We start from the raw sequence: 26,312 nt of genomic DNA, 5'->3' as shown, positions 1-26,312 counted from the left end.
TGAGCGCCACCCTCGTGATCACGGCCGGCGAGGCCCTTCTCGCCCCCTCTCTGCCTACATCCGCCGCGCAAACTCCGGCTCTGACCAATACAGCCGGCTGAGACGCCGCGCCGCCCCTCCGTCCTCTTCGCCGCCACATGCTGGAAAACACGGCACGGGGGGCGACCTGTCGCAGACACCCCCTCCGCAAACAGAAACGCCGCCCCCTTTCGGAGACGGCGTTCAGCTCTTCAGCTTCGAGATCGGCGGGATCGACCCGGTGAAACCGGGTCGATCCTTCGCCTGTCTTAGAAGTTGATGTCGATGGTGGCGCGACGGTTGAGCGGTTCGCGCACGCCGTCGGCGGTGGGCTTGGCCAGGGCGGTTTCACCCTTGCCGTCGAGGGCGATGACGCCGCCGTTGACGCCTTGGGCGACCAAGGCGTCCGCGACGGTGCGCGAACGACGGTTCGAGAGGCCGACGTTGTAGGCGGCCGAGCCCGAGGTGTCGGTGTAGCCGACGATCAGGACGCGGGTCGGACGGCCCGTCTTGGCGTAGTTGGCGGCCTGGGTCACGACCGAGCGAGCCTCAGCCGTCAGGTCCGAGCGATCCCAGTCGAAATAGACCACGAACTGACGCGCGGCCGGGGTCTGCGGAACCGGCGGCGGGGGCGGCGGGGGCGGAGGCGGCGGAGGCGGCGGGGGCGGCGGAGGCGGCGGAGGCGGCGGGGCCGCTTCTTCGGCGCCGAAGCTGTAGCGCAGGCCCAGGGTCACGGTGTGCGACTGGTCGTAGTCGCCGTCCCATTCGCCGAACTGGGTCGCGCCCGTCACACCGGCCGAAACCGATTCCCAAGAGGCGTCGCCCGTCAGATAGCGGTAGGTCAGGTCGATGTTGGCGCGGTCGCTGACGGCCCAGGCCAGACCGGCGATCGCCTGGGCGGCGAACTTGGTCGAGTTGTCGTCGACATCAATGGTCGCGGCGCGATTGGCGCGCTGGTTGCCAAGCATGTTTGTGGCAACGTGGTTCACACCGGCGCCCAGGCCGACGAAGGGACGCACGCCCCAGGCTTCATAGCCGAAGTCATAGATGACGTTGGCCATCAGGGTGGCGGACTCGATGTCGCCTTCCGGCGAATAGCAGCCGCCCGTCGCCGGGGTCAGATTGCACAGACCCTGAGTGCCCGAAACGGCGCGCACCGTGCCGATGTCGCCCGAGCGGTAGCCGCCTTCGAGCTCGACGCGCCAGTTGGGGTTGAAGCGATAACCCAGGCGAGCAAAGGCCGCCCAGCCGTTGTTCACCTCATAGTTCCAGTTCGCGCCGGTCGTCGACGACTCGGCGTTGATGTCGTCGATCATGTGGTAGCCGGCGTCGATCGCGCCATACCAACCGTTGGGATCTGCCGAGGCCGCGCCAGCCGACAGGGCCAGGGCGGCCGCTGCGCTGGAGGCCAGCACGATAGTCTTCATACGCATAGGGTATAGCCCTCCGCCTGTTAGAACCTAGGGCGGATCTTACCGCCTAGGCGGCTCTTACCAGCGTTGCCGTGGAAGGTCGAGGCTGAAACTTGACGACGCAAGCCCCGAAATGAGGCGCCGTGCCATTGATGCTACAGATGTAATTGGCCTTCACACGCAGATTCGTCCGAGTTCCGTCGTTTTTCCCGTCTTCCGCCGAGGGCGGCTCAACCTTCAGCTCTCTGCGGAAACGATCTGCATCCGAGCCATTCGCCCACCAGAGCCGGCTTGTCGGCGCCCTCGATCTCGATCGTCAATTCATGTTTAAGAAGCCAGCGCCCCTCGCCCTTGTCGGTTGCATCCAACAGGCGGAACCGGCCCCGCACGCGAGATCCCGCCGGGACGGGCGCCAGAAACCTCAGCCGGTCGAAACCGTAGTTGACGCCCATGGTCAGCCCATCCAGCGGCGCCACGGCGTCATAGCTCATGGCGGACGCCAGACTCAGGGTCAGAAAACCGTGAGCGATGGTTCCGCCGAAGGACGTCGCCCTGGCCGCCTCGGGATCGACGTGGATGAACTGATGGTCCTCGGTACAGTCCGCAAAGGCGTCGATCCGATCCTGACCAATCTCGAACCATCGGGACACCCCGACTTCCTGACCGATCAAGGCGTGAACATCCTGTGTCCGGGTCATGGCCGTCTTCTCCTCCGTCTCTCTATTTTCCAAGACCTTGACCCAGCTCCGGAGCAGTGAAAAGGGTCAACCCTCGAACCGCCCCTCGATGATCGCGGCGTAAAGCCCGGGATCGACATTGCCGCCGGACAGGATCAGGCCTGTCGTCCGGCCCGCGCCCTCGACCTTTCCGGCCAGCAGGGCCGCCAGGGACACCGCCCCGCCGGGCTCCACCACCAGTTTCAGATGGCGGAAGGCGAACCGCACCGCCTCGGCGACCTCGGCGTCGGACACGGTCGCCGCACCGGCCAGCCGCCTGTTGATCGGCCAGGTCATAACCCCCGGCATGGGGCTCATCAGGGCGTCGCAGATCGAGGGCGGCCCGGCCGGATGCCCGACCCGTTCCCCGGCCGCCAGCGACCGAGCCGTGTCGTCATAGGCTTCGGGCTCGACCACCAGGACGCGGGTCTCGGGACTGCGTTCGGCCATGACCAAATTGATCCCGGCCATCAGTCCCCCGCCGGAGGCGCCGCACAACAGCTGGTCCATCGGCGCGTCGGCCTGGTCCAGCATCTCCAGCGCCGTCGTCCCCTGGCCCTCGATGATGAAGGGATCGTCGAACGGCGGCACCAGGACGCAGCCCCGCTCGGCGGCGATGGCGGCGCCGATCTCTTCCCGGCTCTCGGTCCAGCGATCGTAGAGCCGCACCTCGCCGCCGAAACCGATCACCCCCTCGACCTTCACCTGGGGCGAGTCCGACGGCATGACGATGATCGCCGGAGATCCCACCAGAGCCGCGGCGGCGGCCACGCCCTGGGCATGATTGCCGGACGAGAAGGCCACGACCCCGCGCGCCTTTTCCTGGGCATTCAGCCGGCTGATGCGGTTATAGGCGCCGCGAAACTTGAAGGCCCCGGCCCTTTGCAGGTTCTCCGCCTTCATCAGAACCCGGCCGCCGACCACGGCGTTCAGGGCGGGGCTCTCGATCAGGGGCGTGCGGACGGCGACACCGTCGATCTGGCGGGCGGCGTCGAGAACGCCTTCATAGCTGGGCAGGTGCGTCGTCATATGCTCCCCTTAGCCCGACCGCAGGCGTCGCCCAAGACGGCGCAGGGAGAGAAAGACAATGAGCCTGATCCTCGCCATCGACCAGGGCACCACCTCGACCCGGGCCATCGCCTTCGAGGTCCGGGGCCACGACTTGCGCCCGGTCGCCGTCAGCCAGATCGAACTCGCCCAGCATTTCCCCCACTCCGGCTGGGTCGAGCATGACGCGGGCGAAATCTGGTCCGCGACCTTGCAGACCTGCCGCGAAGTGGTGCGCCAGGCGGGCGGCGTCGACCGGTTCGCCGCCATAGGCATAACCAACCAGCGCGAAACCTCGGTGATCTGGGACGCAGCGACCGGCGAACCCCTTTGCCGCGCCATTGTCTGGCAGGACCGCCGCACCGCCGAGGTGACCGCCCGCCTGACCGCCGAGGGGCGTGAGCCGGGTGTCCAGTCCGCCACCGGCCTGATCCTCGATCCCTATTTCTCGGCGACCAAGTTCGCCTGGCTGCTGGACGCCGTGCCGGGGGCGCGCGATCGGGCGGCGCGGGGCGAGGTCAAGCTGGGTACGATCGACGCCTGGCTGATCTGGAAACTGACCGGCGGCCGGGTTCACGCCACCGATGCGACCAATGCGGCCCGGACGGCCCTGATGGATCTGAAGACGGTCGAGTGGCGCGACGACCTGTGCGTCCTGTTCGACGTGCCGCGCCAGGCCCTCCCCGCCGTCGTCCCCTGCGCCGGCCTGATCGGCGAGACCGATCCGGCGCTGTTCGGCCGCCCCCTGCCCATCGCCGGATCGGCCGGCGACCAGCAGGCCGCCCTGGTCGGCCACGGCGCGCTGAAATCCGGTGACGCCAAGATCACCTATGGCACCGGCGCCTTTCTGGTGGCCAATGTCGGCGAGACGCCGGTCGCCTCGACCCGTCGTCTGCTCGGCACGCTCGGCTACCGGGCCGAGGGCCGCACCGCCTATGCGCTGGAGGGGTCGATCTTCTCGGCCGGTTCGGCGATCCAGTGGCTGAGGGACGGGGTCAAGCTGATCTCCGAATCCCGCCAGTCCGAAGCCCTGGCCCAGAGCCTGGCCGACAACGGCGGGGTCTATCTGGTCCCCGGCTTCACCGGCCTGGGCGCCCCCTGGTGGGAGCCGGAGGCGCGCGGGACCGTGGTCGGGCTGACGCGGGATTCAGGCCCGGCCCATTTCGTCCGCGCCGCCTTGGAAGCCCTGGCCTATCAGACCCGCGACCTGCTCGACGCCCTGGCCCAGGACGGCGCCCCGCCGCTGAAGACCCTGAAGGTGGACGGCGGCGTCACCGCCAACAGTTTCGCCATGCAGTTCGTCGCCGACATCTGCGAGGTCGAGGTCGAACGTCCGGCCTTCCAGGAGATGACGGCCCTGGGCGCCGCGCGTCTGGCGGCCCTGGGCGTGGGTCTGATTTCCGATCTCGAAGCCCGTCCGGTTGAGGCCCCGGCCTGCTGGAAGCCCCGGATGAAGCCCGACGAACGCGACCGTCTGCTTTCGGGCTGGCGTCGCGCGGTCAAGGCCGCCATCATCGCCGCGCCGGAGCGCGCCTAAGACGCGGGCGGCTCTAGGGAAACGCTGAAAGAACCGACTGGGCTGTACATGACCGACGCCTCCGCCGCCGACGCGCCTCTTCAGGATGCTCAAGCCGCCTTTTCCGGCACGCGCGAGGTCGATCCCCGCTATCGGCTGGACGAGGCGGGGCTGGACGCCTGGATGACCGAAAACGTCGCGGGCTACGCCGGCCCTCTGACGGTGCGCCAGTTCAAGGGCGGTCAGTCCAATCCCACCTATGAGCTGACCACCCCGACCGCCGCCTATGTGCTGCGCCGCAAGCCGCCGGGCCTGCTGTTGCCCAGCGCCCACGCCGTCGATCGCGAATTCCAGGTCATCTCCGCCCTGGCCGCTCAGGGCTTTCCCGTGGCCAGGCCCCACGCCCTCTGCCTGGACGAGGGCGTCATCGGCTCGATCTTCTATGTGATGGACAAGGTGGAGGGCCGTATCTTCTGGGATCTGAAACTGCCCGGCCTCAGCCCCGCCGAGCGCCGGGCCATCTATCACGCCCAGACCGACGCCCTGGCCCGGCTTCATGCCTTCGATCCCGCCGCCATCGGCCTGGCCGACTATGGCAAGGCCGGCAACTATTTCGCCCGTCAGGTCGGCCGCTGGACCAAACAGTATCGCGCCTCGGAGACCGAGGCCGTTCCCGCCATGGACCGACTGATCGATTTCCTGCCGACCAGCCTGCCGCCGGAGGGTCCCTGCCGCATCGTCCACGGCGACTTCCGCCTGGACAATATGATCCTGGCTGAAGATCGGGCGGACGTCCGCGCCGTTCTGGACTGGGAGCTGTCGACCCTGGGCGACCCCATGGCCGACTTCTCCTATCTGCTGATCGCCTGGGCCATCCCCGCCAGCCTGCGAAACGGCCTCGCCGGCGCCGATCTGGAGGCCCTGGGCATTCCCTCGGTCGAGGAAACGGTGGACCGCTACGCCGCCGCCACTGGGATGCGACCTGCCGATCTCGAGTGGCTCTACGCCTATAATCTGTTCCGTCTCGCCGCCATCTGCCAGGGCATCGCCGGCCGTGTCCGCGACGGCACGGCGGCCAGCGCCCACGCTCGCAGCATGGCCGCCCAGGTCGGGCCGCTCAGCGAGGCGGCCTGGACGTTTGCCAAGAAGGCGGGGGCCTGATCCGCCTCGGCTTCAGCCGTCTCGATCCGCCCCGCCGGACCCGGAGGTCGGCCTGCGGACGGCGGCGCCCAGAATGCGCCGATCCGCCTTGTCCTGAATCATCACGACCACAGCGTCCTCATCCCGCGTCTGAGGCAGGGGGTACAACATCGGCCGGCCCCGCCAGTCGCCCAGGCGCGTGACGTCGCGGACCACATTCAGCTGGCGCACCTCGCGGCCGCGGTTTTCGCCGCGACCGACCTCGACCACCTGGACGCCGGGCGTATAGGTGACGGCCAGAACCTCGGCCCCGCCCGCCGGGACGCGGCCCGAGCCGACGCCGACCTGATCGCCGCCTTGGCGGAACTCGATCTCGGGCGGCCAAGCGCGGCGGCCCGCCGCCTCGAGGATGGCGGTCTCAAGCTCAGGTCCGCGCACGCCCGAGACCTGTCGGCGGCCGTCGATGACCACCTGGGGCGTGGAGACGCCGCGCTGACGCAGGGCGGCGCGATAGGCCCGCTGGCGCTGAGAAAACTCAGGCCGGGCGAAGGTGTCGGTCCAGCCCAGATAGTCCCAATAGTCGACCCCGTAGGTCAGGGCGATGACGCGCGGCTCGGCCGCAGCCCGTTCGACCGTGGCATTGGCCTCCAGACAGGCGCCGCACCCCTGGGCGGTGAACAGTTCGACCACCACCGGCGGTCCGGCGGCGACGGCGTGCCGCCCCGGCCGCGAGGCGGCGGGCTGGGCGACCGATCCAGCGCATAGGGCGGCGCCCGCCGTGATTGCCGCTGCAATGATCCCGATCCTGTGTCTCATGGCGACGTTCTTAGCCGCCGGGCGCGCAAGCGGGGGTCATAAGTGCGTGACCCTCGCCTGCGGCGGCGTTCAGTCCATAAGCTGCTGGGAGAGATAGACATAGTGGCGGGCCCAGCGCCGCGCGTTGGCCACGGGGTCGGCGTCGTTCGAATGGCCGCCGGCCGTGTCCTCATAATAGAGATGGTCGTGGCCCTGGTCGCCCAGCCGGGCGGCGAACTTGCGCGCATGGCCCGGATGCACCCGGTCGTCGCGGGTGTTGGTGGTGATGTAGACGCGCGGATAGTCCACGTCCGGCCGCAGCTGCTGATAGGCCGAATATCGGGCGATCCATTCCGCCTCCTCAGGAATGCGCGGATCGCCGTATTCGCCGATCCAGGAGGCGCCGGCCGGCAGCTCGTGATAGCGCAGCATGTCGATCAGCGGGCTCTCGATCACTGCGGCGTTGAACAGCTCCGGGTGCTGGGTGATCGACACCGAGGTCAGCACCCCGCCGTTCGACCGGCCATAGATGCCCAGACGACGCGGGCTGGTGGTCCCGCGCCGCTCCAGGTCGCGCGCCACGGCGGCGAAGTCGTCGAAGGCCTTCTGGCGGTTTCCGTCCAGGGCCGCCTGGTGCCAGTCGGGCCCGAACTCGCCGCCGCCGCGGATATTGGCCTGAACGAAGACCCCGCCCCGCTCCAGCCACAGCTTGCCCATCTCGGGCTTGTAGGCCGGGTTCAGACTGACCTGGAACCCGCCGTAGCCGAACAGGATCGTCGGGTTCGACCCGTCCAGCCTCATGTCGCGCGGGCGGGTGATGAAATAGGGGATCCTGGTCCCGTCGGTCGAGGTCGCCTCGTACTGCTCCACCACATGGGTCGAGGCGTCGAACTTGGCCGGAGCGGATTTCAGCTCGGTCAGGGTGGTGGAGCCGACCGAGGCGAGGCTCAGGGTCGGCGGGGTCAGGAAGCCCTGGGTCGAGACGAAGACCTGGCCCTTGGACTTGGAGGAGTCGCCCAGCCCCACCGCGATGTTTTCTGGCGTCGCCACATCCTGGCGGCGCCAGCCGAATTCGCCCCGGTTCTCGAAGATCGCCAGCCGCCCGGCCACATTGTCGGACAGGGAGGCGACGACCTGGCGATCCAGCACCCGCACGTCGCCCAACGACTGACGGGCGGCCGGCTCATAGATCAGAAGGGCCTGGTTGCTGACGCTCAGATCGTCGCGGTCGGACCGCAGATGGTTCAAGGGTATGGAAAGCAGGGAACCGGGCTTGTAGGCGAGGCCGTTGAAGGTCCAGGCCTCGTCATTCGAGACGATCAGCAGGCCCCCCTGCGCTCCGAAGACGCTGACCCGGTCCGGCAGGGCCAGCTTCACCGTCGATCCGTCATGGGCCATCATCCAGGTTTCGGAGCGGAAGGTGTCCAACGGGCGGGTGATGATCACCGCCGTGACCCGGCCGGTCTTGTCGCGATAGACGGCCGGGCTGACGCCGTAGCCGCCGTCCGAGGCGTCGCCGCGATAGTCCTCGACCGCCTGGGCCATGGTCTGGCCGCGCTTCAAGGTCTTGACGATGAAGGGATAGCCGGACTCCGTCAGACTGCCCGGACCGAAATCGGTGGCGACCAGAAGCGTGTCGCGGTCCAGCCATTCGATCCGGTGCTTGCCTTCGGGCAGGTTGAAACCGCCGTCCACGAAACGTTTTGTGGTCAGGTCGAACTCGCGCACGACCACCGCATCCTTGCCGCCGTCCGACAGATTGATCAGGCAGCGGGTCTCGTCCGGCGCCAGGCAATCGGCGCCCTTGAACACCCAGTCCTTGCCCTCGGCTTTCGACAGGGCGTCGATGTCCAGCAGGGTCTCCCACTGCGGGGTCGCGGTGCGGTAGCTCTCTAGCGTCGTGCGACGCCAGACGCCCTTGGGATTGGTCGCGTCCTGCCAGAAGTTGCCGACGCCGTCGCCGAGGAAGGACGGGCTGGGAATCCGGTCCGTGGCGGTCAGGATCGCCTGGGCCTCGGCCCGGAAGGTCTCATAGCGCGGGTCGCCGGTCAGGACGGCCAGGGACTTGCGGTTCTCCTCGGCCACGAAAGCCATGGCCTCAGCCCCGTCCACCTGCTCCAGCGCCAGATGGTCGTCGGCCGCCGCGACGCCGGCCGGGGTCAGGTCGCGGGGGAAGTGCGGCGGGGGAGCGTCGTTGGTCGATACGACGACTTCATCTGAACCGATCTCAACGGGCGTGCCCGCACAGGCCCCCATCAGAAGCGCCGGAATGGCGGCGGACAGGATCAGTTGACGCATCTAAAAACTCCGCTCATCCCGGCGAAAGCCGGGACCCAGATCTTTGGGCGTTCGGCGCCGCCCATTCGTACTGAACTCGATCCCAGCCGCCGAACCTCGCGAAAGCACTGGGTCCCGGCTTTCGCCGGGATGAGCGGAAAGAAAAGACCCTATTCCTTCGCCGGCGTGTCCATCAGCCGGCGCGACAGATAGGTGTATTCCAGCGCCAACCGCCGCGCCGTCTCTTGCAGGTTGGCCCCCGCCGCATGGCCGCCGTCGGTGTTCTCATAGAAGAGCACCGGATAGCCCAGCTCTTCCAGGCGCGCCGCCGCCTTGCGGGCGTGGCCCGGATGGACCCGGTCGTCCTTGGTCGAGGTGTGGATGAAGACCTCCGGATAGGGCTGGCCCGCCCGCAGGTTTTGATAGGGCGAATACTGCTGGATCCAGGCGCGCTGCTCCGGAATCTCGGGATCGCCGTACTCGCCGATCCAGCTGGCCCCGGCTAAGAGCTTGTGGAAGCGCAGCATGTCGAACAGGGGCACCTGAATGACGGCCGCATTGATCAGGTCCGGGCGCTGGGTCAGCATCGCCCCCATGAACAGCCCGCCCTGCGAGCCGCCCATGATCCCCAGCTTGGGCTGACTGGTGATGTTCCGCGCGATCAGGTCCAGAGCCACGGCCTGGAAGTCCTCGTGCGCGCGCTGGCGGTTCTGCTGCAGGGCCGCCTCGTGCCAGCGAGGGCCGAACTCGCCGCCGCCGCGGGTGTTGGCGATGACATAGACCCCGCCCCGCTCCAGCCACAGCTTGCCTACCGTGGCCGAATAGCCGGGCAGCAGCGAGCTTTCGAACCCGCCGTAGCCGTACAGCAGGGTCGGATTGGTCCCGTCCAGCGGCATGTCCGCCTTATGGACCACGAAATAGGGGATCATCGTCCCGTCGGCCGAACGGGCCTCGTGCTGCTCCACCGTCATGCCGGTCGCGTCGAACTTGGCCGGCATGGACTTGACCTGATCGACCGCCCCGGTCGCGGCGTCCGCCAGCCACAGGCTGGACGGGTTCAGATAGCCGGTGACGCTGACGAAGACCTTGTCGTCGGTCTCCGAGGCCGAACCGACGCCGACGGAGACGTTCTGCGGCAGGTCCAGGGTCGAATAGGTCCATTCCGTCTCGCCGGGGCGATAGACCCGCACCGAACCGCGCACATTGTCGTACAGGGCCACGACCAGGGTGTTGCGGGTGGCGTTCACCCCCTCGACCGCCTGACGTTCCGTGGGCCGCAGCACCAAGACGGCGGGCGTGGCGGGGTCTTCCAGCCAGGCGTCCAGCGGCCAGGCGATCAGGTCGCCGCTCTTGAAGTCCTGGCCCGAGGGCGCGGTCCAGTCCTGTTTCAGCGACACCACCAGCCGGCCGTCCACCAGGCCGGTGATGTCCGACTTGGCCGGCAGGGCCAGTTTGACCACGGCTCCGTCGTCGGTCACGCGATAGGTCTCGGACGAATAGAAGTCGATCGACCGGTTGATCAGGGTCGCCTTCAGCTCCCCGTCGGCGTCCCGCAGCGTATAGCCGGACACCGAGACGTCGGTCGGCTCGCCCATGAACAGGACGTCGGCCTGATCCAGGCTCTCGCCGCGCCGCATCCGCTTGACCACCATCGGATAGCCCGAGTTGGTCAGGGTGCCGGGGCCGAAGTCGCGCGCGACCAGAAGGGTGTCCTTGTTGATCCAGCTCGCCCCGCCCTTGGATTCCGGCAGATAGATGCCGCCTTCGACGAAGCTCCGGGTCACGCTGTCGAACTCGCGCATCGTCACGGCGTCCTTGCCGCCGTTCGACAGGCTGATCAGGCAGTAGCGTTCATCGGGCGCCAGGCAGGTCGAGCCCTTATAGACCCAGTTGGCGCTCTCGGCCTCGGCCAGGGCGTCGATGTCCAGAACCGTCTCCCACTGGGGCTCGGCGGTCTTGTAGGAGTCCAGGGTCGTGCGCCGCCAGACGCCGCGCACATGCTGGGCGTCCTGCCAGAAGTTGTCGATATGGCCGTCGTGGGTGAAGCCCGGCGCGGGGATGCGGTCGCGCGACTGGACGATCTCCAGCGCCTGCTGGTGCAGGGTTTCATAGCGGGGATCGCCCTGCAGCACGCCCAGGGAATGGGCGTTGTGCGCCTTGACCCATTCCATGGCCCGCTCGCCCTCGACCTCCTCCAGCCAGACATAGGGGTCGCTCGCCTCGCTGGTCGCAAAGGCCGGGGCGGAGGGGGCGGTCTGGGCCATGGATACCGAGGTCAGGCTGGTGGAGGCGAGAAGGGCCGCGAGCACGGCGGCGGATGAGCGGATCATGGACAGTCCCCGGAATTGAAGACCGGCACCTTAACGGCGGTCGGCCGGGCGACAAGGCGACGAATCCGCCCTTACGGTTTTGTCATCTTTCTCAACCCTCGTCGGGAATACAGATCAGGTTCCCGCAGGCCTTGCAGTGCACCGCGTCCGGATCGTGCGTCTGGAGGCCGCAGCGGTCGCAAGGGTGGCGGACCTTGTGCGGCTTGATCAGGGCCTGGGCCAGACGCAGGAACAGGGTGATCCCCACCAGCATGATGGCGATGGACAGAAGCTTGCCCAGCGGCCCCGGCAGGGTGACGTCGCCGAAGCCGGTCGTCGTCAGGGTCGCGACGGTGAAATAGAGGGCGTCGATATAGCCGCTGATCCCGTCGTGTCCCCGGAAGGTCGCATAGACGAAGCCGGTCACGACGAAGACGAAGGTCACAAGGCCCGACAAGGCTCGCACTATGGCCTCGACGCGGGTGTCGTCGAACCGCGCGCCCACCGTGCGCCAGAAGAAGTCCGAGTTCAGCAGGGTCCAAAGCCGCAACATCCGCAGGAAGCCGAGATTGAACAGCCAGGCCGGGAACAGCAGGGTCGCCAGGACGAACAGATCCAACCAGACGATCGGCTTCTTCAGCCAGTCGCGAACATCCGAATAGGCGTAGGCCCGCGCCGCCAGATCGGCCGCCAGCACGGCGGCGATCAGATAGTCCAGAACATAGAAGGCCCAGCCCATGTTCTTCAGGATCGGAGCCGCCAGGAAGAAGGCGATGATGGCGAAGTCGATGACGATGACCGTCAGCCGGAACTTCACCGCCGCCGGCTGACCGCCGTGATAAAGATATCGGAGCCGTGCGCGCAGTCGCAGGCCGTCGTCCTTGGGGTCGGTTTCGGTCTGGGACACAGCGGTTTCCGGACGGCGGGGATTGAGCCTATATGGCCTGCATGACCCGTCCTTTCGTCAAGATGAACGGCGCCGGCAATGACTTCATCGTCATCGACGCGCTGGAAACCCCGTTTCGTCCGACCGAGGACCAGATTCGCGCCCTGGCCGACCGCGCCAAGGGCGAGGGGTTCGACCAGCTGATCGCCATCGAACCGTCCGACACGGCAGACGCCTTCATGCGGGTCTGGAACGCCGACGGCTCCATGGTCGAGACCTGCGGCAACGCCCTGCGCTGCGTGGGCTGGCTGCTGATGGAGGCCAAGGGCTCCGACCGGGTGGTCATCGACACCGCCGCAGGCCCGACCACGGCGTCCCGCGCCGGCGACCACAGGGTGACGGTCGATATGGGCCGGCCCCGGCTGAACTGGACCGAAGTCCCCCTGGCCGAAGAGATGGACACCCGCGGCATCGAGCTTCAGCTCGGCCCCATCGACGCGCCGATCCTGCACACGCCGGGCGCCGTCTCCATGGGCAATCCGCACGTCGTCTTCTTCACCGACCGGCAGGACGACGCCTTCGTGACCGGTTCCGGCTCCCTGGTCGAACACCACCCCCTGTTTCCCGAAGGGGTCAATGTCGGCTTCGCCCATGTGCTGGACCGCGGCCATATCCGGCTTCGGGTCTGGGAGCGGGGCGCCGGCCTGACCAAGGCCTGCGGCACCGGCGCCTGCGCAGCCCAGGTCGCGGCGGTCCGGCGCGGCCTGACCGACCGCAAGGCCACCGTGGTCGTCGACGGCGGCGAGCTGACGATCGACTGGGATCCGGCGACGGACCATGTGCTGATGACCGGCCCGGTCGAGGTCGAGCGCACCGGCGCCCTGCCCTTCTGACACGATGGGGGTGACGCTGACGTGAAGGGAAGCTTGCGCTGAGGCGTGTGCCCCTTCCGGAGCGTCAAGGCTTGGCGCGGCGCGTCCCAAGCTCTAGGACACGAACGGTTACAGCCGCGCCGAACCCTGGACGTCCCGATGCCCGATCTGACAGAAAAACAGACCTTCTCCGACCAGGAGGCGCTGGATTTCCACCGCATCCCCACGCCGGGGAAGATCTCGATGGCCCCGACCAAGCCGATGGCGACCCAGCGCGACCTGTCGCTGGCCTATTCGCCGGGCGTGGCCGTGCCGGTCCTGGCCATCGCCCAGGATGCGGACAAGGCTTACGAATACACCTCCAAGGGCAATCTGGTCGCCGTCATCTCGAACGGCACCGCCATTCTGGGCCTGGGCAATCTGGGCCACATGGCCTCCAAGCCGGTGATGGAGGGCAAGTCGGTCCTGTTCAAACGCTTCGCCGATGTGGACAGCTTCGACGTCCAGGTGAAGACCACCGATCCGGACGAGTTCATCACCGTGGTGAAGAACATCGGCGACACCTGGGGCGGCATCAATCTGGAGGACATCAAGTCCCCCGAATGTTTCGTCATCGAGAGCGAACTTCAGGACCTGCTGGACATCCCCGTCTTCCATGACGACCAGCACGGCACCGCCATCATCTCCACCGCCGGCCTGATCAACGCCTGTCATGTCGCCGGCAAGCGGCTGGACGAGGTCAAGGTGGTTCTCGCCGGCGCCGGCGCCGCAGGCCTGTCCTCCATCGCCCTGATGAAGGCCGCCGGGGTCAAGGCCGAGAACACGGTCATCTGCGACAAGGACGGCGTCGTCTACAAGGGCCGCGAACACGGCATGGACCAGTGGAAGGCGGCCCACGCCACCGACACCCCGCTGCGCACCCTGGCCGAGGCCATGGTCGGCGCCGACGTGGTGCTGGGCCTGTCCGCCAAGGGCGCGATCACCAAGGAGATGGTGGCCTCCATGGCCCCCAATCCGATCATCTTCGCCATGGCCAACCCCGATCCCGAGATCACGCCGGAAGACGTCAAGTCGGTACGGTCGGACGCCATCATCGCCACCGGCCGCTCGGACTATGTGAACCAGGTCAACAACGTCCTGGCCTTCCCCTATCTGTTCCGGGGCGCCCTGGACGTGCGGGCGCGCCGGGTGAACCATGAGATGAAGGTGGCCTGCGCCCAGGCCCTGGCCGCCCTGGCGCGCGAGGACGTGCCGGACGAGGTCGCCGCCGCCTATCGCGGCCGCAAGCTGAAGTTCGGCCCGGACTACATTATCCCGACCCCCTTTGATCCTCGGCTGATCTGGTACATCCCGCCCTTCGTCGCCCAGGCGGCGATGGATTCGGGCGTGGCCCGCGTCCAGATCGACGACATGGACGCCTATCGCAACGCCCTGCGCTCGCGCGTCGATCCGTCCGCCGCCCTGATGCAGAAGATCAACTCGGCCGTGCGCGGCGGACCCAACAAGCGCATCGTTTTCGCCGAGGGCGAGGAGCCGGCCGTCATCCGCGCCGCCTGGGGCTTCAAACAGGCCGATCTGGGCACCCCCATCCTGGTCGGACGCGAGGATCTGATCCGCCAGAACGCCGCCGAGGCCGGGCTGAATTTCGACGATCTGGGCATAGAGATCACCAACGCCCGCGTCTCCGGCCACAATGTCGAGGACACCGACTGGCTGTACGAGAAGCTGCAGCGTCGCGGCTATCTGCGCCGCGACGTTCAGCGGATGATCAACCAGGACCGCAACTATTTCGCCGCCACCCTGGTCGCCAAGGGCCGGGCCGACGCCATGGTCGCCGGCGTCACCCGCAACTTCAACATGGCCCTGAAAGAGGTCCAGCGCGTCCTGGACGTGGACGACACCCTGATCGGCCTGTCGATCCTGCTGGCCAAGGGCCGGACCCTGTTCGTCGCCGACACCACCATTCACGAACTGCCGGACGCCGCTGAGCTGGCGGACATCGCGATCAAGGCCGCCGAGACGGTGCGCAAACTCGGCCGCAATCCGCGCGTGGCCTTCCTCAGCTATTCCACCTTCGGCAATCCGCCCGGCGACCGGGCCGAAAAGGTCCGTGAGGCGATCCGCATCCTGGACAAGAAGGGCGTCGACTTCGAATACGAGGGCGAAATGCCCCCCGAGGTCGCCCTGGATCCCAAGGGCCATCCCGCCTACGCCTTCAACCGCCTGACCAAGCCGGCCAACGTCCTGGTCATGCCGGCCATCCACTCGGCCGCCATCTCGACCAAGCTGGTCCAGGCCCTGGGCGGCGCGACCGTCATCGGACCGCTGCTGGTCGGGCTGGAGAAGCCGGTCCAGATCGTCTCCCTGGGCGCTTCGGTCAGCGAGATCATCACCGCCGCCACCTTCGCCGCCTATGACGCCGGCCCCGCCTTCCAGGGCTCGGGCCTGACCTCGGCGCCGCGTCCGCCCGCCGCCGTGGTCGAAAAGCCGAGCACGGCGGTGCCCCCCACCGTCTGATCATGAGCGAACCCGGCCTCTTCCCCCCCGCCGCCCCCCCGCCCCGGCGGGTGGAGCCGGGTCTCTATCTGGTGGCGACGCCGATCGGGAACCTGCGCGACATGACGCTCAGGGCGCTGGACGTGTTGGCCGCCGCCGACCTGGTCCTGGCCGAGGACACCCGCGTCACCGCCAAACTCCTGTCCGCCTATGGACTGAAGGCGAAGCTGGAACGCTGCGACGACCACGCTTCCGGTCGTGCGGCCGAACAGGCGATCGAGCGCCTCCGGAGCGGCGAGGTGGTGGCCTTGGTCTCCGACGCCGGCACGCCCCTGGTGTCCGATCCCGGCTTCGTCGTCGCCCGCGCCGTCATCGCCGAGGGCCTGCCGGTCCACCCCATTCCCGGCCCGTCCAGCCTGCTGGCCGCCCTGTGCATCGCCGGCCTGCCCGCTGACCGCGTCCTGTTCGCCGGCTTCCTGCCGCCCAAGACCGCCGGGCGGACCGCCGCCCTGGAAGGGCTGAAAGGCCAGCGCCAGACCCTGGTCTTCTTCGAAAGCGGGCCGCGCCTGCGCGACAGCCTGACCGACATGGCGGCGGTTCTCGGCCCTCGCCCGGCCGCCGTGGCGCGTGAATTGACCAAGCTGTACGAAGAATGCGTGCGGGGCTCGCTGAACGAACTGGCGGTCGATCCCCGACTGGATGCGCCCAAGGGCGAGATCGTCGTGGTCATCGGCCCCGGCGAAGCGGAAGAAGCGACCCAGGCGGACGCCGACGCGGCCCTGACCGACGCCCTGACCCGGCTTTCGACCGGAGAAGCCGCCTCGGAAGTCGCCCGCGCCCTGGGCCTGAACCGCAAGTCCCTGTACCGCCGCGCCCTGGAGCTTCAGGGCAAGTGAGCCCCCGCCTGCCCCGCCCGACGCCGGAGCGACGTCCGAAGGCGGCCTGGCGTCAGGCCAAGGGGGGCGCCGCCTTCAAGGCCGGTCATGCGGCGGAATGGATCGCCGCCCTCTGGCTGATGCTGAAGGGCTATCAGATTCTGGGGTTTCGGCTGAAGACCCGCTCCGGCGAGATCGACCTGCTGGCCCGTCGCGGGCGAACCCTTGCCGTGGTGGAGGTCAAGCGCCGCGCCCGGCTCGACCTCGCCGTCCTGGCGCTGAAGCCCGCCCAGCATGATCGGCTGGTTGCAGCGGGCGAGGCGGTCCGGCGCAATCGCCCGGCCCTGCAACCACTTGAATTGAGAATTGATATGGTGGCGCTGGCTCCCGGTCGATTTCCGCGTCATCTTCGCGGCGTTCAGAGGCGCGGGAACTGAAGGGATCGCATGACCCGGGAAGAGGCCGAGGCCATCCTGACGTCGGCCGGTGACGGCGGCGACGAGGGCTTCCCCCTGCTGGAGGCGGCGATCGCCTGCGCCATCCACGATCATCCCTTCCGTGACCCCCAACCCGTCCGCACCCTGGCCCGCAGCGCCTGCGAAAGGCTGAAGGAGCGGCTCGGGGGCGAAAGCCCGGAAGAGGCCCTGTCGGAAACCATGGCCGCCGACCTGCGTCTGAACGGCGACCTGCTCCATTACGACCATCCCGCCAACACGGATCTGATCGAGGTGGCCGAGCGCCGCCGCGGCCTATCCGCCGCCCTGGCGGTCTTCTATCTCCACGCCGCCCGTGCGGCGGGGCTGAAGGCGGCGGGGGTGGACTTCCCCGGCCATTTCCTGGTCCGGGTCGAGACGGCCGAGGGTCCGGTGGCGCTCGATCCCTTCAGCCAGGGTCGGCTGGTCCTGCCCAGCGAACTGACCCGGCGGGCGCTTCGGGCCGGTCTGACGCCGCACGTCGCCGACCGGCTGGACCTGTTGATGGCCCCGGTCAGCGATCGTCAGGCCTTGATCCGGCTGCAGAACCTGCTGTTCAGCCGCGCCATCCGCAGCCACGACTATGAGGCGGCCGAACGCTCGGCCCTGCGCCGGGCCCTGCTGGACCCGGAAGACCACCGGCCCTGGCTGGACGTCGCCGCCGCCCGCGAGAAACAGGGCGCGCTGACCGGTTCACTGGAGGCCCTGTCGCGGGCTCGCGGCCTGGACGGCGTCGAAGAAGCGCGTCGATCGACGACCTTCGAGCGCGTTCGAATGCGGTTGAACTAGACCGGTTCGCCGCGCAGCAGCCGCGGCAGGTCGCCGGTCGCCCCGCCCGCCTCCTGCATGAAGGCCCGGCGCAGCGGCCCGATCCGGTTCACCGCCGCCATGCCCAGATCCCGCATCAGCCGGACCGGGCCGATGTCGTTGGAGAACAGCCGCACGAAGGCGTCGAAACCTGCCGCCAGGGCGGCGTTGTCGAACCGGCGCCAGCGGGCGTAACGCTCCAGAACCGTCTCGGCCCCCAGATCCTCGCCCAGTCGCGCGGCCTCGGCAAGAACCTCGGCTAAGGCGGCGGCGTCCTTCAGCCCCATGTTCAGACCCTGGCCCGCCACCGGATGCACTCCGTGGGCGGCGTCGCCGATCAGGGCGAGACGCGGCGCGACCAGTTTTTCGGCCAGGCTGAGCGACAGCGGATAGACGAAGCGCGGCCCCTCGACCGAAATCCCGTCCAGAAAGGCCCCGAACCGCCGCATCAGATGCGACTGGAAGGCCGCGTCCGAGGCGTCGCGCAGGGCCTCGGCCCGCCGGGTCGTCTCGGTCCAGACCAGGCTGGCCCGCTGGTCCGTCAGGGGCAGGATGGCGAAGGGGCCGCTGGGCAGGAAATATTCGTGGGCGACATTGCCGTGGTCGCGGCCCAGCCGGACCGTGGCCACCACCCCGCTCTGGCCATAGGCCCAGCCGACCGTCTCGATCCCGGCGGCGCGGCGCACGGTCGAGCCGCGCCCTTCCGCCCCCACCACCAGGGCGGCGGTCAGGATCGAGCCGTCGGCCAGGGTCACGGTCGCCTTGCCCGCATCCCGCTCGACCGAGACGACCGAGGCCGGCGCCCGCACCTCGATCCCCGCCGCCGTCACCGCCTCGGCCAGGGCCGCCCGGATCCGCCGGTTCTCGACCATATAGCCCAGGGGCTCGCCCCCGGTCCGCCCGCCGATCTCCTCGGCGTCGAAGCGCAGGAAGGCCGGCGAGGGCGACTTGCTGGCCGCGCCCGGCCGACGGCCGTCCGTGACGAGAATGTGATCCATCCGGCAGGCGTGCGGCCGCAGGGTCTCGCCCAGGCCCAGGGCGTCCAACATTCGGAAGGTCGAAAAGGCGATCGCGGTCGAACGCCCGTCGAAGCTGGGCGCCAGCTGGGCGCTGAACGGCTGGGGATCGACCAGCACCACCTTCAGCCCGCCCTGCGCCGCCGCCAGGGCGAAACTCGCCCCGGCCAGGCCCGCGCCGGCGATGATGATGTCGTAGCGTTCGGTCTCTGCCATGGCAGGCTTGTCGCGCCGCACGCTCAAAAGGTCCAGAGGACGGTTTGTCTCCGGCGCCTGGTAAATGAGCCCTTAACCCTGGGGATGCGACAAGGCGGGTCGAACGTCAGCCGCCCGGAAGGTCTCGCCTTTCATGTCCACCGCCCTCGCCGTCGGCCGCCAGGCCTGGATCAGCGCCCGCATCCTTTGGGAGGCGCCCTTTGTCGTGCGTTTCCGGGGTGTGCTTCAGGCCCTGCTGGCGACCCTGCTGCTGATCGCCCTGATCTCCTGGAATCCGGCGGACGCCAGTCTGAACGCCGCCTCCAGCCTGCCGACCACCAACTGGCTGGGGGCGAACGGCGCCCTGTTTGCGGACCTGTTCATGCAGTCCCTGGGCCTGGCCGCCTGGCCCGCCGCCCTGCTGGCGATCGCCTTCGGCCTGGCCCGCGCCATCGGCGACGCCATCCAGCAACGTCTGAAACCCAGCCCGATCAAGGCCCTGTCGGCCACGGCCGGAACCCTGCTGTTGTCCGGGGCCCTCGCGGCCCTGGCCGCCCCCGCCGCCTGGCCCTTAGCCGCCGGCCTGGGCGGTCTGTGGGGCGACGCCTTCACCGGCCTGACCGCCCAGGGCCTGGCCGCCCTGAGGATTCCCGGCGGGCGGATCATCGCCGGATTGCTGTTCCTGGGCGGCGGCCTGTGGCTGACGGGCTTCGCCATCGGCTTGCGCGCCATGGACTTCATCGACGCCCTGCACTGGGGCCGCTCGCTGCGCGCCCCCGCCGCGCCCCCGCCTGCCGTCGCTGCCAAAAAGCCGCGCGCCCCCGCACGCGAAAAGGCGGCGCCCAAGCCCGAGGTTCGCACGCCCGCCCCCGCCCCGGACGCCGCCGTCGCGCCGGATCAGGACGCCGACGGTCCCCAGACGGCCTATGACGACCTGCCGCCCTGGGAGGAGGAGCCCGCCCCCGCCGCCCGCGCCGCGCCGCGAGCGGTCGAACCCCGCGTCGCCGCGGTCAAGGCGCCCAAGCCGCGCAAGGAAGACGTCGACCAGCAGGCCTTCGTCTTCGACCGTCCCGAAGGCGCCTTCGACCTGCCGCCGCTGGGCATCCTCACCAAGCCCGCCCAGCGCGTCGGTTCGGTGGATGAGGACTCCCTGAAGCAGAACGCCAAGATGCTGGAAGGCGTGCTGCAGGAATTCGGCGTGCGCGGCGTGATCGACCAGATCCGCCCCGGCCCCGTGGTCACCCTGTACGAGCTGGTCCCCGCCCCCGGCGTGAAACACGGCCGCGTGGTCGCCCTGGCCGACGACATCGCCCGCTCCATGTCCGCCCGCGCCTGCCGGATTTCGGTGGTTCAGGGCAGGAACGCCATCGGCATCGAACTGCCCAACGCCAAGCGCGAGACCGTCTATCTGCGCGACCTTCTGTCCAGCGCCGAATACGACAAGAAGGGCCACCTGCTGCCTCTGGCGCTGGGCGAGACCATCGGCGGCGAGCCCTATGTCGCCGACCTGGCCCGCATGCCCCACCTCTTGATCGCCGGCACCACCGGCTCGGGCAAGTCGGTCGGGGTCAACGCCATGATCCTGTCGATCCTGTATCGTCACAGCCCGGCCGAGTGCCGCTTCATCATGATCGACCCCAAGATGCTGGAACTGTCGGTCTATGACGGCATCCCGCACCTGCTGGCCCCCGTCGTCACCGATCCGAAGAAGGCGGTCGTCGCCCTGAAATGGACGGTGCGCGAGATGGAGGACCGCTATCGCCGCATGTCCAAACTGGGCGTGCGAAACGTCGCCAGCTACAACGAGCGCGCCCGCGAAGCTCAAGCCAAGGGCGAACATTTCGAGCGCACGGTCCAGACCGGCTTCGACGACCAGGGCCGCCCCGTCTACGAATCCGAGAAGATCCGCCCCGAACCCATGCCCTATCTGGTGGTGGTCATGGACGAGATGGCCGACCTGATGCTGGTCGCCGGCAAGGATGTGGAAGGCGCCGTCCAGCGCCTGGCCCAGATGGCCCGCGCCGCCGGCATCCACCTGATCATGGCGACCCAACGCCCGTCGGTCGACGTCATCACCGGCACCATCAAGGCCAACTTCCCGACCCGGATCTCCTTCCAGGTCACCTCCAAGATCGACAGCCGGACCATCCTGGGCGAACAGGGCGGCGAACAGCTGCTGGGCCAGGGCGACATGCTCTATATGGCCGGCGGCGGCCGCATCACCCGCCTGCACGGCCCCTTCGTCGACGACAAGGAGGTCGAGGACGTCTGCAAACACCTGAAGGCCCAGGCCGAGCCCGACTATCTGGACCTGATCACCGACGAACCGGACGGCGACGGGGACGGCGGCTTCGACGAGGGCGGAAACGGCGGCCCAAATGGGAGCGGGGGCGACGATCTGTACGACCGGGCCGTCGCCGTCGTGACCCGCGACCGCAAGGCCTCGACCTCCTACGTCCAGCGTCGTCTGCAGATCGGCTACAACCGCGCCGCCTCCCTGATCGAACGAATGGAGCAGGAAGGCGTGGTCAGCCCCGCCAACCACGCCGGCAAGCGCGATGTCCTGGCCGGCCCGCCGCCGATGGTGTGAGCCAAGCCGAGGAACGGCTGCGCCTTCCAGCCGTTGTCTGACCCGCCGTCGCGTCCAAGCTTCAGCATTTCGATGAACAGGGCTTCATCGGAGCGCCGGAATATGGTCAGGCTCGCGTCATTCCGACGCCAAGCCGATCGGGCAAGACGGCGGCATCGCTGACCATCCCGAACGGGAGACTGACTTCATGACCACCACCGCCGTCGCCGAGAGCCTCGCCGCCCAGATCGGCGCCGCCGTCGATTCCCAACGCCGCGCCCTGCTGCTGGGCGCCGGACTTGTGACGGGCTTGGCCGCCCTGGGGATGTTCGACGCGGCCCAGGCCCAATCCAATCTATCGGCCGAGGATCGGGCGGTGGTTCAAAGGGCCCAGACCTATCTCCAAGGCTTGACCTCGGCCCAGGGCACGTTCGTCGAGACGGGTCCGGGCGGACAGCGCCGCGAGGGCCGCTTCTATCTGCAGCGCCCCGGCAAGATGCGGTTCGAATACACCAATCCGGCCGGCCTGCTGGTCGTGTCGGACGGCTACAACGTCAAACGCTATGACCCGCGACTGAACAATTTCCAGCAGGTTCCGCTGGGACGAACGCCCCTTTCGACCTTCCTTGCGCGCAATGTGCGGCTGGACCAGGGCGTCCGTATCGACCGCGTCACGCGGATGCAGTCCGGCGCCTTCGCCATCACCGCCCGCGACGCCAATCGGCCCAACGACGGCCAGGTGGTTCTGGCCTTCGCCGGTGATCCGATCCGCCTGCACGAATGGACCATTTCCGACGCCCAGGGATCGCGGACCCGCACTCAGCTGACCTCGCTTCAGCCTGCCTCCGGCTTGGCGGCCAGCCTGTTCCAACTGCGAGACCCCACCCGCCGACCCGGTCGGAATTAGCGCCTGTGCGAGCGGGAGTCGCGAATCACCGGTATCCGTCCGTTGCCGGAGAATCACGGCCAAGCGAGAAATGTGACAATTTGACCTTTTCCTTCGGTCGTGACATCTAGAACACAGAGCGGCGGCGGCCGCTCTACCGCCCGGATGCATCCCCCTCCCCGGCGGCGAGAGAGACGAAACTGGATCGGCCCGGCCCGCAGAGGCCGGGCCTTTTTTCTGGGTGGTTCTTCCGGAGCGCGGCCTGTTAAAGCGAAGCATGACCCTTCGCCTCGCCACCTGGAACATCAACTCCATCCGCCTGCGCATCGATCAGGTCGCCCGGTTCGTCGCCGAACGGGCTCCCGACGTTCTGATGCTGCAAGAGATCAAATGCACGACGGATCAGTTCCCGCGCGCCGCCTTCGAAGAGATGGGCCTGCCTCATATGCGTGTCGCCGGCCAGAAGGGTTGGCACGGGGTGGCGATCGCCAGCCGCCTGCCGCTTGAGGACAGCGAGACCTTCCAGGTCTGCAAACTGGGCCACGCCCGTTGCGTCTCGGCCCGGGTCGCCGGGATCGACGTTCAGAACTTCTACATTCCCGCCGGCGGCGACGTGCCCGACCGGACGCTGAACCCCAAGTTCGATCACAAGCTCGACTTCTACGAACAGCTGACCGAGATCGTCGCCCGACAGGATCGGTCTCGCCCCCTGGTCATGGCCGGCGATTTCAACATCGCACCGGGCGAGGGCGACGTGTGGAACCACCGCTACATGTCCAAGATCGTCAGCCACACGCCGATCGAGGTGGAGGTGCTGAACCGACTTCAGGCCACAGGCGGCTTCGCCGACGTGCTGCGCGACCGTTTCCCCGAACCGCAGAAGCTGGCCAGCTGGTGGAGTTATCGAGCCGCCGACTTCCGCAAGTCGAACCGCGGCCTGCGCCTGGATCATATCTGGACCTCGCCCGGCCTGACCCCGGCCGTCATCAAGGACACGGCCCGGATTCATGATGACGTCCGCGAGTGGGACCGGCCGTCCGACCATGCGCCGGTGACGGTCGATTTGTCCGTCTGACCCCGACAACTGTCCCACAAGCGTCGCAAAAGCTTAGCCTTTCAGGCGCATAGCTTTAGGCAGCCTGTCATTGACCCGCACTAAGGAGCCCGCGCCGCCCATGGGGGCGCGGCCTCATTAATCGGATTTCCAATGACCATTTCAGGTTCGTCCACTCGGCGCGCCCTTCTCGGCGTTTCCTGCAGCCTCGCCGCGCTCTGCGCCGGCGGTTCGGCCTGGGCCCAGTCCGAGACCGCTACCGGCCCAGCCACCTTGCAAGAGATCGTCGTGACCGGCGCCCGGCGCGCCCAGACGGTTCTGGTCGAGGAACGCCAGGCGACCGGCGTCGTGGACGCCGTCGCCGTCGGCGACGTCAGCCTGAACCCCCAAACCACCATCGCCGACCTGGCCAAGCGCCTGCCCGGCGTGTCGGTCAGTCAGGACCAGGGCCGCAACCAGTCGGCCACCGGCGAAGCCCAATACGTCGCCATCCGCGGCTTCGACACCAGCTTCAACGCCTATACGCTGGACGGCCTGCGCCTGCCCCAGACGGCCGGCGGCCGCTCGATCTCGCTGAACCTGTTCAGCCCCTTCGCTATCCAGACCATCGGCATCGAAAAGACGCCGGATGCGACGCTCGACGCCGACGCCATCGCCGGTATCGTCAATCTGGTCACGCCGACCGCCTTCGACTTCGGTGACCAGATGCTGCGCCTGCGCGCCGTCGGCCAGATGGCCGAACTGGCCCAGGATCGCGGTCAGGACAGCCTGGGCGGCGCAGTCGGCGTGGACATGGCGCGTCGCTTCGCCGACGGTCGCCTGGGCGTCTATGCTTCCGCCTATTACGAGCAGAAGGACAGCGCCGCCGAAAGCGTCGCTGTTCAGAACGACTACAAGACTTCCAGGGCCAATGTCGGCTCGGCCCGCGAGAATGAGAACGCCCTGTCGGCGGACGGTCTTCAGTGGAACTTCTTCAACTCCACGGTGGAACGCTACGGCGCCACGGCCTCTCTGGACTATCGCACCCAGCCCTTGGACCTGTTCGCCCGGGTCAACTATGCGACCTACACCAACACCAATACGATGAACCAGACGGGGCTTCGCAGCGAGCGGACCTCGGGCCAGACCAATCCCAATCCGGGCGGCGCCAACTACAACGCCGCCGGCGACTACACGCCCTACGGCATCAATCCGGCCAACTATTTCCGCGTCGAGGACGTCGAACAGGAGCTGCTGTCGGTCCAGACGGGGGGCAAGCTGCGCTTCGGCGACTTCACCGCCTCGCTGGAAGCCGCCTATGCCGACGGCCGTCTGGACTCGCCCAATACGATCGAGGCCGCCTGGCGAGGCGTCGCCTATAACGGCGCGACGGGCAATACCGGCGCCTCGACCGAAGGGCTGAAGCTGGACCTGTCGGACCCTCGCTGGCCCATGCCGGTGCTGTCGGCCGGCGCGACCGCCTATGTCGCCAGCCAGGACCGTCCCAGCCAGATCTATGTCCAGCAGGGCTACGGCTATCTGTCGGAGGTGAAGAAGACGGTGAAGGGCGACCTGACCTGGGCCGGTTCCGGCGTGCTCGCCAGCGCCTCGGTCGGCGGCTTGTACGAGACGGCCGATCAGGACGGCCGCAGCCTGGCCCCGGACGACACCCGCTACCGTTTCCGCACGTCCTTGCAGGCTGGAACCGTGGACGGCCCGTCGATCGGCGCGACGCCCGGCCGCCTGATCACCGACTTCATGGACCACGGCACGGTGCGCCCGGTGAAGCTGGTCGATCGCCGCTTCGTCGAAAACGAACGCGATCTGTACGGCTCGACCGTGGTGGTTTCGCAAGAGAAGCTGAACCAGGGCCTGTCGGACAGCCGGGAAGACCGGACGGCCGCCTTCGCCGCCGCCACACTGAAACTGGCCGGCGGCGTCCTGGAGATCACGCCGGGGGTCCGCTACGAGGACAACCACTTCGAAGCCCGCTTCTTCGTGAAGGACGCCGACGGCGCCCGTTTCGCGACCGCAGATCGGGATTACGACCATGTCGATCCCAGCGTCATCGCCGCCTGGCGTCCCAGCGACGCCCTGGTGGTGCGGGCGGCCGCGCGTTCCAGCTACAGCCGGCCTGCGGGCAGCCAGCTGGCGGGTCCGACCACCGTCAGCCGCGACCCCGTCACCAACGCCGTCATCAGCATCAGCCAGCCCAACCCCGATCTGAAACCGGTTGAGGGCTGGAGCTATGACCTGGGTCTGGAATGGTACGCCGTCGGCTCCAACCTGCAACTGGCCGTCTACCACAAGGATCTGGACAATATCGTCGTGCCGACCGCCCTGCGGACGGGCACGAGCAAGACCAGCGACGGCGTCATCCTGATCAAGCCGTTCAACGGCCTGGGCGGCTCCGCCACCGGGATCGAAATGGGCGGTCGTTATGTCCTGCCGGTCGACGGCTGGATGGACGGCTTGTCGCTGGGCGGGAACCTGACCTATCAGCAGACGGAGGCCGAATACCGCCTCTCCTCGACCGACATCCGCAAGAGCGACCTGCCCCAGGCGCCCGAGCTGATGTACAATCTGGAGGCCGGCTATGAGCATGGGTCGCTGCGGGCCAGCCTCTGGTACAACTACACCGGTCGTCGCCTGGACACGGTTCAGGACAGCCAGCCCGACATCTACATCCAGCCGTCCAAGGAGCTGAACCTGGGCGTGGCCTTGACCCTGGCGCCGGGACTGGAAGTGGGGGCTGCGGTCCGCAACCTGACCGACGAACCGACCCGCTGGTCGACCGTCGGGGCGGGCGAACGCTATGTCTCGCCCGACCGCAAGGGCGGCTATCTGGAAACCGGTCGGATCTTCCAGGTCAGCGTCAACGCCACCTTCTGATCCTACGACCCAGTCGATTGACGCTCAGGAGGGCGGCGGAGCAAATCCGCCGCCCTCTATCGTTTCCGGATAGGCGAACCGC

Annotated in this window: 19 protein-coding genes; 11 read left to right on the top strand and 8 right to left on the bottom strand. The window is 68.1% G+C overall.

Translation table 11 applies throughout. The features are described from left to right. Positions 1-287: 287 nt before the first annotated feature. The 3 genes from JL11_RS03545 to JL11_RS03535 form a co-directional block, all read right to left on the bottom strand. Positions 288-1,445 carry an OmpA family protein gene (locus tag JL11_RS03545; protein WP_054764443.1) on the bottom strand — a complete coding sequence of 386 codons (1,158 nt, stop codon included), beginning with the start codon at positions 1,443-1,445 and terminating at the stop codon, positions 288-290. A gap of 215 nt (positions 1,446-1,660) precedes the next feature. Next, entirely contained in the window at positions 1,661-2,128 is a 468-nt protein-coding gene (locus tag JL11_RS03540) for a MaoC family dehydratase (RefSeq protein ID WP_054764442.1), read from the bottom strand. Between the two features lie 66 nt (positions 2,129-2,194). Further along, complete coding sequence (locus JL11_RS03535) at positions 2,195-3,175, bottom strand: threonine ammonia-lyase (RefSeq protein WP_054764441.1); 981 nt, start codon at positions 3,173-3,175, stop codon at positions 2,195-2,197. Between the two features lie 58 nt (positions 3,176-3,233). Here JL11_RS03535 and glpK point away from each other — a divergent pair, with 58 nt between their 5' ends. Continuing rightward, positions 3,234-4,730 (top strand): glycerol kinase GlpK, encoded by a 1,497-nt coding sequence (gene glpK, locus JL11_RS03530; protein ID WP_054764440.1) that lies wholly within the window; start codon positions 3,234-3,236, stop codon positions 4,728-4,730. Between the two features lie 48 nt (positions 4,731-4,778). Beyond that, complete coding sequence (locus JL11_RS03525) at positions 4,779-5,870, top strand: phosphotransferase family protein (protein ID WP_054764439.1); 1,092 nt, start codon at positions 4,779-4,781, stop codon at positions 5,868-5,870. 12 nt (positions 5,871-5,882) lie between these two features. On the opposite strand, the gene JL11_RS03520 is transcribed toward JL11_RS03525, so the two are convergent. From JL11_RS03520 to JL11_RS03505, 4 genes are all read right to left on the bottom strand, one after another. Next, the gene (locus JL11_RS03520; protein WP_054764438.1) at positions 5,883-6,665 is read right to left on the bottom strand and encodes a DUF1223 domain-containing protein; all 783 of its coding nucleotides are present in this window, start codon (positions 6,663-6,665) and stop codon (positions 5,883-5,885) included. Between the two features lie 69 nt (positions 6,666-6,734). After that, positions 6,735-8,942 (bottom strand): prolyl oligopeptidase family serine peptidase, encoded by a 2,208-nt coding sequence (locus tag JL11_RS03515; protein ID WP_054764437.1) that lies wholly within the window; start codon positions 8,940-8,942, stop codon positions 6,735-6,737. A 149-nt stretch (positions 8,943-9,091) separates the two neighbouring features. Next, positions 9,092-11,251 (bottom strand): prolyl oligopeptidase family serine peptidase, encoded by a 2,160-nt coding sequence (locus JL11_RS03510; protein ID WP_054764436.1) that lies wholly within the window; start codon positions 11,249-11,251, stop codon positions 9,092-9,094. A 91-nt stretch (positions 11,252-11,342) separates the two neighbouring features. Next, positions 11,343-12,137: a potassium channel family protein gene (locus JL11_RS03505; RefSeq protein WP_054764435.1), complete on the bottom strand. Its 795-nt coding sequence runs from the start codon at positions 12,135-12,137 to the stop codon at positions 11,343-11,345. A 41-nt stretch (positions 12,138-12,178) separates the two neighbouring features. Here JL11_RS03505 and dapF point away from each other — a divergent pair, with 41 nt between their 5' ends. From dapF to JL11_RS03480, 5 genes are all read left to right on the top strand, one after another. Beyond that, complete coding sequence (gene dapF / locus JL11_RS03500; protein ID WP_054766790.1) at positions 12,179-13,009, top strand: diaminopimelate epimerase; 831 nt, start codon at positions 12,179-12,181, stop codon at positions 13,007-13,009. Positions 13,010-13,147: 138 nt separating this feature from the next. Beyond that, positions 13,148-15,505 (top strand): NADP-dependent malic enzyme, encoded by a 2,358-nt coding sequence (locus JL11_RS03495; protein WP_054764434.1) that lies wholly within the window; start codon positions 13,148-13,150, stop codon positions 15,503-15,505. 2 nt (positions 15,506-15,507) lie between these two features. After that, positions 15,508-16,380 carry a 16S rRNA (cytidine(1402)-2'-O)-methyltransferase gene (gene rsmI / locus JL11_RS03490; protein ID WP_054764433.1) on the top strand — a complete coding sequence of 291 codons (873 nt, stop codon included), beginning with the start codon at positions 15,508-15,510 and terminating at the stop codon, positions 16,378-16,380. Further along, positions 16,377-16,796 carry a YraN family protein gene (locus JL11_RS03485; RefSeq protein WP_054764432.1) on the top strand — a complete coding sequence of 140 codons (420 nt, stop codon included), beginning with the start codon at positions 16,377-16,379 and terminating at the stop codon, positions 16,794-16,796. Before rsmI ends, JL11_RS03485 begins: the two co-directional genes overlap by 4 nt. Positions 16,797-16,805: 9 nt before the next feature. Beyond that, on the top strand, positions 16,806-17,621 hold the full coding sequence (locus tag JL11_RS03480; protein ID WP_054764431.1) for a SirB1 family protein: 816 nt from the start codon (positions 16,806-16,808) through the stop codon (positions 17,619-17,621). Here JL11_RS03480 and JL11_RS03475 read toward each other — a convergent pair. Beyond that, positions 17,618-18,871, bottom strand: coding sequence for a UbiH/UbiF/VisC/COQ6 family ubiquinone biosynthesis hydroxylase (locus tag JL11_RS03475; RefSeq protein ID WP_054764430.1), 1,254 nt, complete (start codon positions 18,869-18,871; stop codon positions 17,618-17,620). The two genes, JL11_RS03480 and JL11_RS03475, sit on opposite strands and share 4 nt — an antisense overlap. A gap of 133 nt (positions 18,872-19,004) precedes the next feature. Between JL11_RS03475 and JL11_RS03470 the strand changes: the two genes are divergently transcribed. The 4 genes from JL11_RS03470 (at position 19,005) to JL11_RS03455 (ending at position 26,230) form a co-directional block, all read left to right on the top strand. After that, positions 19,005-21,440: a DNA translocase FtsK gene (locus tag JL11_RS03470; protein WP_054764429.1), complete on the top strand. Its 2,436-nt coding sequence runs from the start codon at positions 19,005-19,007 to the stop codon at positions 21,438-21,440. Positions 21,441-21,627: 187 nt separating this feature from the next. Further along, a complete protein-coding gene (locus JL11_RS03465) occupies positions 21,628-22,326 on the top strand; it encodes a LolA family protein (RefSeq protein WP_082382575.1) in 699 nt (232 codons plus the stop codon). A gap of 256 nt (positions 22,327-22,582) precedes the next feature. After that, complete coding sequence (locus JL11_RS03460) at positions 22,583-23,380, top strand: exodeoxyribonuclease III (RefSeq protein WP_054764428.1); 798 nt, start codon at positions 22,583-22,585, stop codon at positions 23,378-23,380. Between the two features lie 132 nt (positions 23,381-23,512). Next, complete coding sequence (locus JL11_RS03455) at positions 23,513-26,230, top strand: TonB-dependent receptor (protein WP_054764427.1); 2,718 nt, start codon at positions 23,513-23,515, stop codon at positions 26,228-26,230. Positions 26,231-26,312 lie beyond the last annotated feature (82 nt).

It is taken from the genome of Brevundimonas sp. DS20, from assembly GCF_001310255.1.
In the GTDB taxonomy this organism is placed as follows: domain Bacteria; phylum Pseudomonadota; class Alphaproteobacteria; order Caulobacterales; family Caulobacteraceae; genus Brevundimonas; species Brevundimonas aurantiaca.
The sequence above is the reverse complement of the archived record's forward strand: the minus strand, read 5'-3'. Positions and strand labels throughout refer to the sequence as shown.

Bases quoted from the DNA above. Each gene is read 5' to 3' on its own strand.
- JL11_RS03515 (WP_054764437.1), bottom strand. From the start codon at position 8,942: ATGCGTCAACTGATCCTGTCCGCCGCCATTCCGGCGCTTCTGATGGGG.
- JL11_RS03545 (WP_054764443.1), bottom strand. From the start codon at position 1,445: ATGAAGACTATCGTGCTGGCCTCCAGCGCAGCGGCCGCCCTGGCCCTG.
- JL11_RS03480 (WP_054764431.1), top strand. From the start codon at position 16,806: ATGACCCGGGAAGAGGCCGAGGCCATCCTGACGTCGGCCGGTGACGGC.
- dapF (WP_054766790.1), top strand. From the start codon at position 12,179: ATGACCCGTCCTTTCGTCAAGATGAACGGCGCCGGCAATGACTTCATC.
- JL11_RS03535 (WP_054764441.1), bottom strand. From the start codon at position 3,175: ATGACGACGCACCTGCCCAGCTATGAAGGCGTTCTCGACGCCGCCCGC.
- glpK (WP_054764440.1), top strand. From the start codon at position 3,234: ATGAGCCTGATCCTCGCCATCGACCAGGGCACCACCTCGACCCGGGCC.
- JL11_RS03475 (WP_054764430.1), bottom strand. From the start codon at position 18,871: ATGGCAGAGACCGAACGCTACGACATCATCATCGCCGGCGCGGGCCTG.
- JL11_RS03525 (WP_054764439.1), top strand. From the start codon at position 4,779: ATGACCGACGCCTCCGCCGCCGACGCGCCTCTTCAGGATGCTCAAGCC.
- JL11_RS03495 (WP_054764434.1), top strand. From the start codon at position 13,148: ATGCCCGATCTGACAGAAAAACAGACCTTCTCCGACCAGGAGGCGCTG.
- JL11_RS03460 (WP_054764428.1), top strand. From the start codon at position 22,583: ATGACCCTTCGCCTCGCCACCTGGAACATCAACTCCATCCGCCTGCGC.
- JL11_RS03470 (WP_054764429.1), top strand. From the start codon at position 19,005: ATGTCCACCGCCCTCGCCGTCGGCCGCCAGGCCTGGATCAGCGCCCGC.
- JL11_RS03455 (WP_054764427.1), top strand. From the start codon at position 23,513: ATGACCATTTCAGGTTCGTCCACTCGGCGCGCCCTTCTCGGCGTTTCC.
- JL11_RS03465 (WP_082382575.1), top strand. From the start codon at position 21,628: ATGACCACCACCGCCGTCGCCGAGAGCCTCGCCGCCCAGATCGGCGCC.
- JL11_RS03540 (WP_054764442.1), bottom strand. From the start codon at position 2,128: ATGACCCGGACACAGGATGTTCACGCCTTGATCGGTCAGGAAGTCGGG.
- JL11_RS03510 (WP_054764436.1), bottom strand. From the start codon at position 11,251: ATGATCCGCTCATCCGCCGCCGTGCTCGCGGCCCTTCTCGCCTCCACC.
- rsmI (WP_054764433.1), top strand. From the start codon at position 15,508: ATGAGCGAACCCGGCCTCTTCCCCCCCGCCGCCCCCCCGCCCCGGCGG.
- JL11_RS03520 (WP_054764438.1), bottom strand. From the start codon at position 6,665: ATGAGACACAGGATCGGGATCATTGCAGCGGCAATCACGGCGGGCGCC.